This window comes from Schlesneria sphaerica, from assembly GCF_044336245.1.
GTDB classification, from domain to species: Bacteria; Planctomycetota; Planctomycetia; order Planctomycetales; family Planctomycetaceae; genus Schlesneria; species Schlesneria sphaerica.
Map to the genome: position 1 here is coordinate 5922285 of NZ_CP172346.1, position 13948 is coordinate 5936232.

Sequence of the window (13948 nt, forward strand, 5' to 3'; positions counted from 1 at the left end):
TTTCTGCGTCGCACTGAACTCGACGTGGCACAACACAGAAAACGTCTTGATCTCCTCTTGGTTACTGCAATTTCACGTCGCTACCCCTTAGTCGACTTTGCTGAGGGACCGAGAGGGTCAAGGTGGCCGAGTACTGCGTCTTTTCGTAGCCGGTCCCCTTCTGATCCGCAACCGGGTGATGGACGACGACCAGAACGACATTCCCTTCTTTGGGAGTGAATGAAGCGGTCCCGTGGGCGTCCGTGATCGCCTCGTAATCCTTGTCAAACCCTTCTGCCAGCGTCGTTCCACGTGGGATAAAGCTGACACGGGCACCGGGCAACGGCTTTGACTGGTAAATCAGCCGCACACGAATGGGCGTGTCCGGTGCAAGTCCCGTGACGGGATTGGTGAGCGGGACAAGTTCCATGGCGTGTCCCAGCGGCTTGTCAAAGTTGGCGCTGTTCGAGGAAACCTCATCGAGTTTCGGGCTGGTCACGAAATACGTCTTGCCGCTCTTGATGGTCCTCGTCGTGCCATGCAGCGTTTCGAGTGTGTGCGAGACGACGTGCAGTCCTGCCTCTTTCGTCACGAAACGACCGCTCCAGTACCCTTCTTTGGGGCCGAAGCCGTTATCGAACAGTCCCGGCTTCAGATCGACGCGCGTTCCATCGGGACCAATCACCGCCAGATTGCACGGAGCAAGGGCGATCTTGCTGGCCAGTTTGAAGTCGCGGTGGTCATTGCCATGGTTCCCCAATTTCAGATCGACAAAGACCACGTCCCCCTGGCGGACGAGAGCCGTATTCGTTTCCACCCACGTGTCGTGAGCAAAGGAACCAAGCGGGGCCAGCACGAAAGCCAGAGTCAGCAGGAAAGCTCGCATGAAATCTCCTCAGGTCGCCTGTTTGGGGTGTCAACGGGTGTCATTTGATCATGCTGATTTAAGACCAGCGTGTCGAGTCGATGGGCCGGTCCGTCCGGCGTCATGGGGATCCCCCCATCATATTGGTCAGCGGTTTCGTCGTGAACGGACAGCCGGAAACGTCGCGGGATCGAAATCTCAACCGGGGAGCTCTGAGAAGGAACGCCGAGGGCCGGTTTTGCGGTCCCGGGCCATTACCCCCTCGAATGGTCGCTGTCATTCCCGGCTTGTGCTATCTTTTCCACCCAGTCCCTGCGCTCGAAACGCGGTGGTCTCTTTGCTGTTGAACATCAGCTTGATTTCCCGGAAAGTACGAAAAACATTACCAAATTGGCCGGCCAGGGTCTTCACCAGGTCGGAGTCAGGGACGACGGACGGAATTTCTATGAAAACAGATGAACTTCGCGAAAAGTACCTTTCGTTCTTCGAATCCAAAGGGTGCGTACGTCGTCCTACCGATGTGCTGGTTCCCAAAGATGATCCAACCGTGCTGTTCACACCGGCCGGGATGAACCAGTTCAAAAATCAGTTTCTGGGGATCGGCCCGATTGATTTCACCCGGGCCACGACCTCACAGAAGTGTCTCCGCACCGGGGACATCGGTAACGTCGGTGTTACCGCCTACCACCACACGTTCTTCGAAATGCTGGGGAACTTTTCGTTCGGTGACTACTTCAAACGCGAAGCGATCCACTGGGCCTGGGAATTTTTGACCACGAAATCGTGGCTCGGGCTGGATCCCACCCGCCTGACGGTCACCGTCTACCTCGACGATCAGGAGGCGTTCGACATCTGGAACAAGGAGATTAAACTCCCCGCGAACCGGATCTCGCGCGAAGACGAAGGGGAAAACTTCTGGCCTGCGTCATCTCCTTCTCAGGGGCCCGATGGCGTTTGTGGACCGTGCAGCGAAATCTATTACCTGCCACCCGGCTCCACGAAGCCTGTCGAAATCTGGAATCTCGTCTTCACCCAGTTCAACCGGGTCGGTGCGCCGCCAAACAATCTGCAACCACTTCCCAAGAAGAACATCGATACCGGGATGGGGCTGGAGCGTTGTGCATCGACGCTTCAGGGGGTGCTCAGCAACTTTGAAATCGACATCCTCAAGCCGATCTGTCAGGCGGCCGGTGAAATCGTCGGGGTGAAGTACGACTACGGCGCTCCGGAAGGCCGGGCACTCCGGCGAATCGCCGACCACGTCCGAGCCTGCTCGTTCGCACTGCACGAAGGCTGCGGCCCCGGTCCCGAAAAAGAAAACTACATCGTCCGGTTGCTGCTCCGCCGAGCATCGATGGAAGGCTTCCTGCTGGGAAAACAGGAACCGTTCATGTCGCAACTGGTTCCGGTCGTGGCGGACATGATGAAGGTCCCCTATCCCGAATTCGGCCAGACGGTCGAAGCGGTGCAGAACGCGATTCGCGAAGAAGAAAAGCAGTTCCTGCGCGTCGTCGAAACCGGGATTGGCCGATTCCAGAAACTGGTCGCACATGCCAAGAAGGAAGGATCACTCGTCATTTCGGGTGATGCCGCATTCGACCTGCATCAGACCGACGGCTTCCTGATTGAGCTGACCGAGTCACTGGCCGCCAACGAAGGCCTGACGGTCGACATGACCCGTTTCGCGGAATGCAAGGAACAGCACAAGCAGACCAGCGGTCGTGGCGCCTTCGCCAACTCGGTCATGTCCGCAGGCCCGCTCGACGCACTGCGAAAATCGGGTGGCACGCAGTTCCTGGGTTACGATACCACCACGGCGGACGCGGAAGTGCTGGGGATCATTGCCGATGGGCAACTCGCGACCGCGTTCGACAAAACCGGCGTGCAGATTGCCGTAGTCCTGAATCAGTCCCCTTTCTACGGTGAAGCGGGGGGACAGGTCGGGGACACCGGCAAGATCTTCGGTGACGGAGTGACATTCGAAGTCCAGGACACCCAGCGTGATGGCGAACTTCTCGTCCATATCGGGGCGTTGAAATCGGGGAAGATGGCCGTTGGAGCGAAGGTCCACGCCGAAGTCGATGCCAGTCGACGCGCCGGGATTCTGCGAGCTCACTCGGCCACGCATATCCTGCATCATGCCTTGCGGAAATATCTGGGGGACAACGCAACCCAGCGAGGCTCCAAGGTGCAGCAGGACGAACTGCGGTTTGACTTCGCGCATTCCAAGGGCCTGACGCACGAGGAACTGATCCACATCGAAGATGAGATCAACGGTCGGATCGCCGAGGGGGCCCCTGTCTCGACCCGCCTGATGCCGATTGCGGATGCACGGGCTCTGGGGGCGATGGCGCTGTTCGGGGAAAAGTATCCCGATAACGTCCGCGTCGTCAGCATGGGGGAATTCAGTCGCGAACTGTGCGGGGGAACTCACCTGAAGAACACCGGACAAGTGGGGCTGTGCCGTGTCGTCCGCGATGAACTGGTCGCGGCTGGCGTTCGCCGCATCACCTGTTACACCGGCCCGAAAGCGCTGTCACGGATTCGTGCAACGGAAGAACTGGTCAAAGAGGCCTCTGCCCTGCTGAAGTCACAGCCGGAAGAGCTGTCCCGCAAGATTGAGTCGCTGCAGGCGGAACTGCGCGAGGCGCGGAAAGAGCTTTCCAAGCACACGGTCGCGTCGCTGGCGGACGCCGCCGAGCAATTGGTGGCCAAGGCCGAAACGATTAACGGAGTGAAGTTGATCGTCCACAATGCCGCGGGTTGTCCACGTGAATCGCTGAAGGATTTTATCGACCGAATCCGGGAGAAGGCTCCTTCGGTGGCGATTCTGCTCGGTCTGGTGGTCGAGGATAAGGTCGCCTTCATCGCGTCGGTCAGCAAAGACGTGCTGGTTTCGAAGGGAGCGTCCGCGTCCGACTGCGTCAAAACCGCCGCAAAGATTTGTGGCGGCGGCGGTGGCGGTCGACCCGAGATGGCAGAAGCAGGCGGAAAAGATCCTGCGAAGATCGACGAAGCCCTGCTCGCCGGTGCCGCCTACTTCCGTGGCAAGCTGGAAGCCTGATCGACCCCCAGGTCCCGCAAGTAAGAAATCTCAAACGGAGCATGCCGGTGCGTTCCCAGCGAACGCACCGGTACTGCCAATGTGGAACCGGCATCCTGCCGGTTCAAATTTCAAACGACCCTTGATCAAGTCATAGATCAAGTCGTACTGGATTCAGGTTCTGCATTCACGCAGCCCCCTCATTCTGCCACACCCGCCTGCCAGCGAAACCTGCCAAATCCCAGAAACCGGCGGGACGCCGGTTCCACGTGAAGACCCGCAGGCAGCACGACGTATTCTTGTTTCCAATTGTCAAATAACGGTGAATTCCTTGAGTCCGTCAGCGGCTCTCAGAATGTCGCTGTGTGCCGCAAGGCACCGCACATCAACGTCTCTGCCGCTTCGCGCGTGACGAGGCATCAAGGCGTGAAGCGGCCCGAACGGAAAGGCCCTCAGCGAAAATCACGTGGCCAGCCGGGCCAGTCCCTCAAAAATACGTAACTCGTGATCTCGATGACACATGGGACTGGCCACCGACTGGCCAAGGGCTGGCCAGTCCCCCCGGCAGCACCCCGAATCGTCTCCCTGAGTGCCCCACACTTGGCAGCGTCCGCCAGACAAACCAAGCCTCGCTGGGCTTCGCCCCCTACTCGCGGACCGAAAAAGCTCTTCAATTGAGAATCCCCTTGCTCTGGTCTCGTCACCATTCCACGCAAGATTTGGAATGCGTGTAGTCTCAACCACCGACAGCAAACCGACGAGCCCAAACATCCAGACGTTTGGAATAAGCCTCTCGTGAGGACAATGGACCATCCTCCTTGGCCTGAAAGGCCACCAGAGATCAGCCTAGGGCAAAGACTTAAAATCAAGCCTCCACAGATTCGCCCCTCCGTTCAGCAACACTACCGGGCGAACTGCGCTCACCTTTGCAAATTCACCTCAACGGACTCAAACTAGTTGCTCGCGCTGACCCTCGGTATGGAGTGTCCGCAGTGATTTACCTTCGTGAACTGATGAAACTCCATCCTGAAGCGAAGTGCGTAGAGTCGCGCAGGTGACTGATCCCGTCAGCAGAAATTTGAGGGCATCTCATGGCAACGAAATCGCCATTCACTGGGCGCTGGCGGATCGTCTCGATGAGTGCCTGGGATCAGGAGTTCATCGACGAAGAGGAAGAAGGCTACATCGAGTTCAGGGGCAAGAGTGAAGGCGAGTTCCACTTCGGCTACGTTCATGGGCAAATGGATTGCAGGTTGACGGTGCGGGACGGTGGACCGGCGGTCGAGTGGACTTGGGACGGCAATGACGAAATGGATCCGGCCCAAGGGCGTGGATGGGCCGTGATGAAAGATGACAAGCTTCACGGGAAGATCTTCTTTCATAACGGTGAAGATTCGCAGTTTGTGGCAAGAAAGATGGAACAACGCCGCAGGAGGAAGTGATCGTGGCGAAGGCCAGGAAGAAACTGGATGCGGGGACCATTCTCGACCAAGGGATCCAATCGCTGGGGCAAGTGGATCAAACTTGGGAAATCGACGTCCGAGCTTTGCCCGAATCACTCAGCCAATCGGAAACCCAATATCTCGGCCTTGTCGTCAACAAGGATGATGGTTCACTGCTGGTGCAATCGCAGGTTGAGGGCAGGCCCAAAGTGGGTGATCTTTCGGCCTTGCTGACCGTCGCGATGCTGCGACCGCTCGTCGGCAAGGGACGCTGTCCTCGCCGCTTGCATGTCCGTGGGCATCGGCAATGGCAGGAACTCATTCCGCCGCTGGAGGAACTCGGCATCCAAGTGTCGGTAAGGAAAGAGCTTCCCAAAGCGAAAACCGCTTTCCAACGAGAGCTGGAGCGGATACGGGAGGCTCGCCGGTCAGAGATGGTCAGACCGAGCAAGCAGCAGGCAATAGTCGAGAACCTGTTTCCCGCGATCGCCAATTGGGTCCAGGGTTGCGGCCATATTGAGATCGGCGATCAGGAAAGCTATGGGTTCACAGTTCGAGCCATCGACGATGGCGGCGTCGTCTTCGAAGATGACAAGGCAGAGACGCTGGCCGAAGCAATGGCGACACTGGAACAGGGATTGGCCAACTATTTCGAGCAGGAAGAGATCGAGTGACGAAAGTCGTCGCCGACATCTCTAACTCATCTACCCGCCGGCCTGCGGGTAATTACTCGCCTCCGCTGACCGGCGACTGATTATTGCAATCGCGCTTCGGACACTACTTTCGCTGGTTAAGGTCGACCCCTGGCCCTGATCGAGTTCACGAAATCCCTAGGCGGCAAGTTTTCTCAGGGCCTCCAGTTTCTGGCCTTCGATCTGCCTCTGCTGCTCCAGGAGTCGCAGACCGGCCCTGAGCACTTCGCTGGCGTTCTTGTACCGTCCGGCGCCCACCTGCTCTTCCACGAATCGGTCGAAATGCCCGGTCAAATTGATGTTTCGGGTCGGCATGGCGTTTTCCTTGCTCTGCGTACTTCCGCTCAGGATAGCATCGTTGGCAATTTTTGCCATTTTTCCAGAAAGCGCCGAAGGGCTTTGCCACAGCGAAGAACGTGGGGCAACAGACGCGAGATTGACTCAGGCGTCATCGATTTTCATTTGCCGACCCTCACCTGCTTGGTAGAAGGAAAGAGGCATAACTCCAATGATCTGTTCAACGTGCCGCTCACACGTCCATGACGGCACGGGAACATCACGATGCTTCTGAAATGGGACTTCTCCCCTCTTCGGCGTCCTCATCAGGCCCAAAGATCATTGCTTCTTCAGATTCTTCTACCAAAAATTCCAGCGTGCTCTTTGAAAAGGAAGTCGTGTCGTCAAACGAGCCGTGCGCTCTCACGGTCATACTGGAATTCTCCGATCGTACCCTCTTTGATTTTCTGCATAGCTTCATCGATCGCAGGTAGAGGGACGAGGAACCATTCTCTGGGTTCAACCTGAGAACCGAAGCGATCCTTCAACTCAAGGTCCAGGCGGGCGTTAGCAAAGAACTTGTGAATTAAAACTTCGAGGGCTTTGCGGTTGATATTGGCCAGCTTGTATTCGGCCACGACCTCCACTTCCGCCAGCAAGTACGTCGGGTCTTTCTTTGCGTTGGCTATCCGCTTCGTTACGTTGCCGCCCGTAACACCGATTTTGTGAATCGCCTTACGATGTTCCGCGACGAACGGGTGATCGGACAGGCTACGCAGAACGTAAACGTATCCTGTCGCCTGATCCCCCTCTTCCTCGTTATCGAGAAACAATGGTCCCACTTGGTCACGGTCAAGGATTCGGCGACTGTGCTTGTCCTTATATAAAGCGCTTTGTAGCGAGCGAAGCAGTAAATCGCTCTCTGTTCCGTTATCATAAATGACACGGAGCCTGCAGTTCTCATGTCCGTAGTCATTAGTAAACACTTCGCCAGCCTTCGCGACGAACGCCTTTTGCCCGTCAAGAATAAAGAGATGCCCTTCTCTAATGGCTGCCTTCTCTCCGAATTTCACGGTCTTGCGTTTGCCTGCATCCAAATCCTGCTGAACCGTCTCGAAAAGAGGTTTAAAGAGGTGAAAATCAGAGCACGGTGTGCGTTGCGCAACCTCTTCGGCCGCGCTGATCTCCGATCTCGGTCGGACATGAACCAGGCTCGTGATGTCACCGCCGGAAGACTTATCAACGCCCAATGCTGCCAAAAGGTCTTCGTCATCCTGCAGGTCATCGCCACCAATGGACGAGTTGCCCTTGTCCCCCAGCAACCCCCGTGCGTCCAAGTCTTTCAAAACTTCGCGACATTCTGACGATTCTCTGATCCGGTCGAGACGAACGGCGTATAATCGCTCGAAAATGTCTCGGTCGTCGCCATGTTGAGGATGTCTACCGCGTTCTTCGATGAACCGTTCAATTTCCTCGAAACCGGCGATGATGCGTTGCTCTCTAGGAGTGCGACCGCCCGTTTGGACCGGTTCGGATTCGACTCCCAATTCCTCCAGCAGATCCAAATCGTCATCGGTGACCTGTTGTTTTTTCTTAGCCATTTTTGCTCGCCCTCGCTTCCCGCTGGAGAAATGCAATTCCCTCTGCCATTCGCTTTTCCCATGGATCAGCAGCGGTCAATGAAGGAAGCCGGGATTTTTCCGCTTTGAATCTCAAGGCCCGTTTCGCTAGATCGCGAGCTTCCTCCAACGTCATTGTGATTTTCTTGGCAGTAACAATCTCGGCCACCTGCCGAAGCCGTTCCTCGCTCATGGATTTGGCCAGAATGGCATAGGCTTCACCGAATGGATTGATACGGTCGATCAGATCGATATCCAGTTCTTTGACCGATAACGCGAATTTCCGCACCCCGTCGATCAGCGACGTGTTCCGGGCATCGCTATTGCCTGCGTCGTCAAGGACCTTCTTGGCCTGCTGTACGAAGTTCAGGGCCGCGACGGCATGCTGGCGAACCGCTTCCTGGTCCTCATCATCCAGATTGGGGAATTTTTCTTTGATGATCTTCCCCATGCGGACCTGAGTCAGTTCCTCCGGCACCAGTTCTTCATCGAAGAGACCGCGCTCGATGGCCTGTTTGTCCTGGACGAATGCTGTCACCAGTTCCGTCAAATCTTCGCGGCAGATGCGTTCTGCTTCTTCGCTTTTGGGTTCGGCCAGCCCTTTGATTTCCAGTTGAACCGTTCCAGTCGTGGGATCGACCCCAACATTGGATTTGTTGGGGTCATATCCACCGTCACCGTAGTCCAGTCCGGGAGTCGCGGTGTTGGTCGGATTCTTGGGCCGGAACTCGAAACGGGGCGCCAGGACCTGTTCCATCAGCAGACTGGCGGCGATCGCCTTCAGCGTATCATTCACTGCTTCGACGACGGCCGCTTCCGTCGCGTCTGGTTCTGCGATCAGGTTCGTAAACCGTGCCCTCGTCTTTCCAGGGGCGTCACGGGTCGACCGGCCAATGATCTGAACGATCTCTGTCAGGCTGGAACGGTATCCGACTGTCAGGGCATGTTCGCACCAGATCCAGTCGAAGCCTTCCTTGGCCATCCCCAGAGCAATGATGATATCCACATGGTCCCGGTTGTTTTTCTGGGCCGAATCTTTTAGGGCAGAGGAAACCCTGTCCCGCTTGGCGGCGTCGTCATCGACCAGGTCCGCAATCCTGAGAACCTTCCCATCTTTCGTCTTCACTAACTGAAAACCGGTTTGAGGATCAGTTCCCTGCCAGTCCCCAAGTTCCTCAATGATGTGTTCCACTTCCCGGATTTTATCCTTGCTGCTCTCCTTCGAGTTCACATTCGGGATGTGCAGAATCGTTTTCTCGCCGGGGTTCAAGACATTCGGAATCTCATCAGTGTAGCTGCCGGAGTAAAAGAAATAGCCGATATCGAGCTGTTTCAGGTATTGATAGCCATTGAGCTGTTCATAATAGGTGTAGGTCACCGTCTGGAACTTTGACTCATCGTCCGGGTGCAGCACCGCCTCGGTGTCCCCTCGGAAATAGGAACCCGTCATTGCCACGAGATGCGCTTTGTCTCTGGCAACGAATTGGCGGACGTGTTCCCCCAGCCGGTTGTCCGGGCTGGCCGAAACATGGTGGAATTCGTCAACGGCGATCAGCCGGTGATCGAACGCTTCCACGCCGAATCGTTCCACCGCAAACCGGAACGTCGCATGGGTGCAGACCAGCACCTGATCGCCACTCTCCAGAAACGCTTTCACCGAATCGACTTTGCCCCCGTTGTCGTCACCGGGCGCGTTGCAGAGATTCCAGTTCGGCTTCACCACCCAGTCTGCAAAGAACCCGAACTGACTGAGCGGCTCGTTATTGAAACTCGAACCGATGGAGCGTTCCGGCACGACGATAATCGCCTGCTTCAGTCCCTGTTTGTGCAGCTTATCGAGTGCCACAAACATCAAAGCCCGGCTCTTGCCCGAAGCGGGTGGGGATTTGATCAGCAGATACTGCTCCCCTCGCATTTGCCAGACACGTTCCTGCATCGGCCGCATGCCGAGCGCGTTCGATTTGGTGGACCGTCCATCCTGAGCGTATTTCACGGAGACGGAGGGAATGGATTTACTACTCATCGTCACGGCCCTTCTGCTGGTTCTTCTTCAACTCATCGTCCAGTTGTTCAATCTCCTTCAGATCTTCCGCCTCGGCTGCCAGAGCTTCCGCTTCCCTCCGGTTCTGGGCGAATGTCTCGAAACGGTCATGAACAATCCGCTTTATGTCGCCGTGGCTCACGTTGCCTGCTCCGGACAGGACTGGCCGGTTGTTGAATTGCAGTAGTTTGTCGACGTTGTCTCGCCAAAATTCGAGTGTCAGATCGTTTCGTTGTTTCACCCGCAACTCGGCCTGTTCGAGAAAGATCACCACCAGCCGGTTGAGCGTATCGATTTCGTCCTGGTTCAAGTAATTTTCGGCGGTGATGACATCCTGTTTGCTGACGCGTAATCCGCTCCAGTTGGTCAGGCCCATGTTGGCGGCGTTTGGATCGGCTCGATTTGTAACCAGCTCCGCTGCCGTGTGCCCTGTCACTGTGAAAATGAGTTTATTCTGAACTTCTGCAAAGAGAAGCATCGTTTCCTGTTCGCGGATTTTGTAATCCGAACTCAGGGCGAACAGATCCCGGACTTTTTGATAGAACCGTTTCTCGGACGCCCGAATTTCCCGAATCCGGGCCAGTAGCTCATCGAAGTGATCCCAGCCGCCGGGATTTTTGAGGCGTTCATCATCCATGACGAACCCCTTGACGATAAATTCCCGCAAGTGGGTGGTTGCCCATTGGCGGAACTGCGTTCCACGCGGGGAGCGGACTCGGTAGCCGATCGCCAGAATCAGGTCCAGGTTGTAGTAGGAAATCCTCCGCTTGACGGTCCTTTTGCCCTCGGATTGAACTGTTAAGTGATCCTTAACAGTTGCCTCAGGAGTGAGTTCCCCCTCCTCGCAAATGCTTTTCGTGTGCAGCGAGATGTTATTCTTCGTCGTCTGAAACAGTTCTGCAATCTCCAGTTGCGTCAACCAGATGGTGCCGTCCTTCACCCGGAGTTCGAACCGAGCCTGACCGTCTTCAGAGGTGTAGAGGATCAGGTCGCTCATGCATCAGCCCCGGTCTGCTTCTGACCAGCAGGCTGCTTAGGCCCTTTCTCGGCAGCCTCTTTAGCAGTCATCTGGGTGTACATCTCGAACAGCTTTTCCAGTCGTTCGGTGTCGTTCTTGAACTTTCGACCGATGTAGATCCTTTCTAGCGTCTCATCGTTCCGGTCATGGGCTTCGCGCAAATTCTCCGGCATCTTTTCAGGGTCGTAGAGATCAGCAATCGTAGCCGGAAAGTGCGATTCACGGGCCAGCAAAATCTCTTCCGCGCAGCGCGCGAGATCGGCCTTGTTTTGATCGGTGAGTGTGGGAACCGGGAAGGTGTTCCACCCGAGGGTGTTAGTGTATGAGAAATCTGTCCGCATGCGTGCGCAAACCGTAGCCACCCATGTCAAATTCATCCTAGAAACAATGATCGCAAAGGGCCATAGTCGATCCCCCGGCATTAAAAATGCTTTGTTTGAAACAACTGTACCCGGAGGTAAAATCGCGACTGGAAGATAAGGGCGATTTTCTGAACTTATAACTGGTATGCAAAGGATCGATGAACGAGGCAGAGGCTTGCGCTCATCAAAACGGTGTGGCCAATTTGCTGCCCTTACGGTAGCCCCTTTCTTGCTAGATAGACGAAAACTCCGCACATGTTCAATTCTGTTAGAAATGAAAGGATTCCTGAACGCTGTTTCGATCTGGTCATCTTCAATCCAAATGCAATACCTGTGGTAGCCAGCAATGAGTTCCCGAGAACCGAGAAATGGCTTAATAAAAGCACGTGTCGATTCATCGAGGTTAGTCAATTCGAGGTCACCCCAATCAAACAAAAGATGGCCTCCATCAGTTGGAGAGTTGCCGCGATACATTTCAGGCAAATTACTTAGTTGGCTTGACTTCGGACTAACTATTGCATTCGAGCCAGGAATCAAATAAGGGTTAATATTCTTGACTTCTTTAACGGCAATATTGTCGTCATTCCGGTCAGAATCAGAATACAGTCGTCGAGATCTCGGTGGTGAATTCGAGATACCAACAATCACTACGGTGACACCGGCTTTTTGACTAGCCAAATTAGACCATTTGAATGATGTATGAGCGAAGAACACCTCATTGCCTGACTCCAGAATCGCTGGCCAAAGAATTGGGACTTGTTGTCCTTGAACAATTGAATTAGTGGCCACAAATGCAGTAGCAGAACAGGTATGTTTTGCGTAGTCACACGCTTTGATAAACCAAGCAGCCACATAGTCCAGTGACTTCCATCCAGGACATCGATTTTCGAAAATCAACTTAAGTTCTGATTTCTGCTCGTTAGATTGCCATTTGCTGCCCAGATACGGCGGATTGCCACAAATATATGTCTCGCCACCAATGTTTTCAAAATCAATCTCCGGCTGCTGCAGTGGCGTGCTAAACAAGTCATCGGCGTGGTACTTCACTGCAATCCCGGCCGGCGGGCAGATACTGAGCCAGTCTAACCGCAGAGCGTTTCCGCAGGTGATCCAGTTGTCCGCTTCCAGCGGCAGAAACTCCGCCATGGCGAGCTTTTCTCCACGATACAATACATCGCACTGGTACTCCGCAATGATTAACGCCAATCGGGCGATTTCGCAGGAGAAGTGCCGGATCTCGATTCCCCGGAAATTCGTCAGCGGGATGTCCGAACGCCTGTTCGTTTCGCCGCGACGCTTGTTGATCTCTGCTTCAATCGCCCGCATTTCCTTGTAGGCGATCACCAGAAAGTTCCCGCTGCCGCAGGCGGGGTCAAAAACACGAATCCGGGCCATCCGGTTCCGCAGATTGAGCAGTTTCCGGGCATTATTCCCCGCTTCTTCCAGTTTCTCCCGCAGGTCATCCAGAAACAGCGGATTGAGTACCTTGAGGATGTTGGGAACACTGGTGTAGTGCATCCCCAATGCACCCCGCTCCTCATCATCGGCGACCGCCTGAATCATCGAGCCAAAGATATCGGGATTGATTCTCGTCCAGTCGAGATTGCCGACATGCAGCAGATAAGACCGGGCAATCTTGCTGAATTGGGGGACGTCCAGCCTGCCGGAGAATAGCCCGCCGTTCACATACGGAAACTGGTTGGCCCAAGTGGGAAGCCTGGCCGCGTTTCGGCTCTGTTGATTTGATTTGACATGCATTGCCCGAAAGATTTCAGAGATCACTTCGTGCGTGTTGGACGATTCCCTGTCACTGAACTGCTCAACAGTCGCGGTGAAGAGCCTGGGAGCGAGGAAGATGTTCGTATCTTCTGCGAAGAAGCAGAAAATCAGTCGGGCGAAGAAATGATTCATTTCCTCGCGTCGCTCGTCGGTGTCCCAGTCGGGATTGGTTTTCAGCAATTCGACATAAAGGCGATTGAGTCGGCTGGTTGCCCGTATATCGAAGGCGCTCTCATCAATCTGCCGGACAGTCGAGATCCCAGCCAATGGCAGAAAGAACGTGAACCGATCGGGAAAGCGGGTGTATTCGCAGGCGAGCGTCTCGCCATCGATGAGCCGTTCGGATTCCAGCGTGACGCCATCGGTCGCCAGGATGTATTTGACCTTTTGGCGGGTCGTCGCTGGACTGTCCCGCAAGGCTTTCAGCGTATCTGAAACCTGACCTTCGTCGCAAACTTTGATGTGGATGTTGTTGCGTTGAAGAACCGCCCCATCCACATCCGACTTGTTGGACTTTCCGCTCTTCAGGATCTTGATCGTCGTGGCTTTGTTGCCAAAGGCCTCCAGGAATGCATACGGAAATTCAGCCGGATCGAACGGGGCTTCTGCAAGGCTGGAGACGGCTTGTTCAATTTCAACTGCATTCATGTCCGCTCAACATTCCTCACAATTGGATCACATTCACAGAAAAACCAGCCCTACCAGTTCAGCTGGACCCCGTTTACTGCTGGAGCATGCCCGGACGAGAAGGAAGGCCCCGGGGAGAGCATTAAGGAGTCGGGTTGAGCTGACTGGCCAATGCATTCGCTGACACCACCGAGGGGTTGAGTCT

At 55.2% G+C, this 13948-nt stretch carries 9 protein-coding genes; 3 read left to right on the forward strand and 6 right to left on the reverse strand.

Annotated elements, in window-relative coordinates:
• Nucleotides 1-61: 61 nt before the first annotated feature.
• Nucleotides 62-865 carry a DUF4198 domain-containing protein gene (locus ACGY09_RS21395; RefSeq protein ID WP_397569364.1) on the reverse strand — a complete coding sequence of 268 codons (804 nt, stop codon included), beginning with the start codon at nt 863-865 and terminating at the stop codon, nt 62-64.
• Nucleotides 866-1289: 424 nt separating this feature from the next.
• Between ACGY09_RS21395 and alaS the strand changes: the two genes are divergently transcribed.
• The 3 genes from alaS (at nt 1290) to ACGY09_RS21410 (ending at nt 6003) form a co-directional block, all read left to right on the forward strand.
• Nucleotides 1290-3908: an alanine--tRNA ligase gene (alaS, locus tag ACGY09_RS21400; RefSeq protein WP_397569365.1), complete on the forward strand. Its 2619-nt coding sequence runs from the start codon at nt 1290-1292 to the stop codon at nt 3906-3908.
• Nucleotides 3909-4978: 1070 nt separating this feature from the next.
• A complete protein-coding gene (locus ACGY09_RS21405; protein ID WP_373652944.1) occupies nt 4979-5329 on the forward strand; it encodes a hypothetical protein in 351 nt (116 codons plus the stop codon).
• Between the two features lie 2 nt (nt 5330-5331).
• A complete protein-coding gene (locus ACGY09_RS21410; protein ID WP_373652943.1) occupies nt 5332-6003 on the forward strand; it encodes a DUF6930 domain-containing protein in 672 nt (223 codons plus the stop codon).
• Between the two features lie 156 nt (nt 6004-6159).
• On the opposite strand, the gene ACGY09_RS21415 is transcribed toward ACGY09_RS21410, so the two are convergent.
• The 5 genes from ACGY09_RS21415 to ACGY09_RS21435 all read right to left on the reverse strand — a co-directional run bounded on the left by ACGY09_RS21415 (nt 6160) and on the right by ACGY09_RS21435 (nt 13764).
• Nucleotides 6160-6336 (reverse strand): type II toxin-antitoxin system ParD family antitoxin, encoded by a 177-nt coding sequence (locus ACGY09_RS21415; RefSeq protein ID WP_373652942.1) that lies wholly within the window; start codon nt 6334-6336, stop codon nt 6160-6162.
• Nucleotides 6337-6701: 365 nt separating this feature from the next.
• Nucleotides 6702-7898 carry a GIY-YIG nuclease family protein gene (locus ACGY09_RS21420; RefSeq protein ID WP_397569366.1) on the reverse strand — a complete coding sequence of 399 codons (1197 nt, stop codon included), beginning with the start codon at nt 7896-7898 and terminating at the stop codon, nt 6702-6704.
• On the reverse strand, nt 7891-9939 hold the full coding sequence (locus ACGY09_RS21425) for a DEAD/DEAH box helicase (RefSeq protein ID WP_397569367.1): 2049 nt from the start codon (nt 9937-9939) through the stop codon (nt 7891-7893). The genes ACGY09_RS21420 and ACGY09_RS21425 overlap by 8 nt, the downstream gene beginning before the upstream one ends.
• On the reverse strand, nt 9932-10954 hold the full coding sequence (locus ACGY09_RS21430; protein WP_397569368.1) for a virulence RhuM family protein: 1023 nt from the start codon (nt 10952-10954) through the stop codon (nt 9932-9934). Before ACGY09_RS21430 ends, ACGY09_RS21425 begins: the two co-directional genes overlap by 8 nt.
• A complete protein-coding gene (locus tag ACGY09_RS21435) occupies nt 10951-13764 on the reverse strand; it encodes a class I SAM-dependent DNA methyltransferase (RefSeq protein ID WP_397569369.1) in 2814 nt (937 codons plus the stop codon). Before ACGY09_RS21435 ends, ACGY09_RS21430 begins: the two co-directional genes overlap by 4 nt.
• Between the last annotated feature and the right edge of the window lie 184 nt (nt 13765-13948).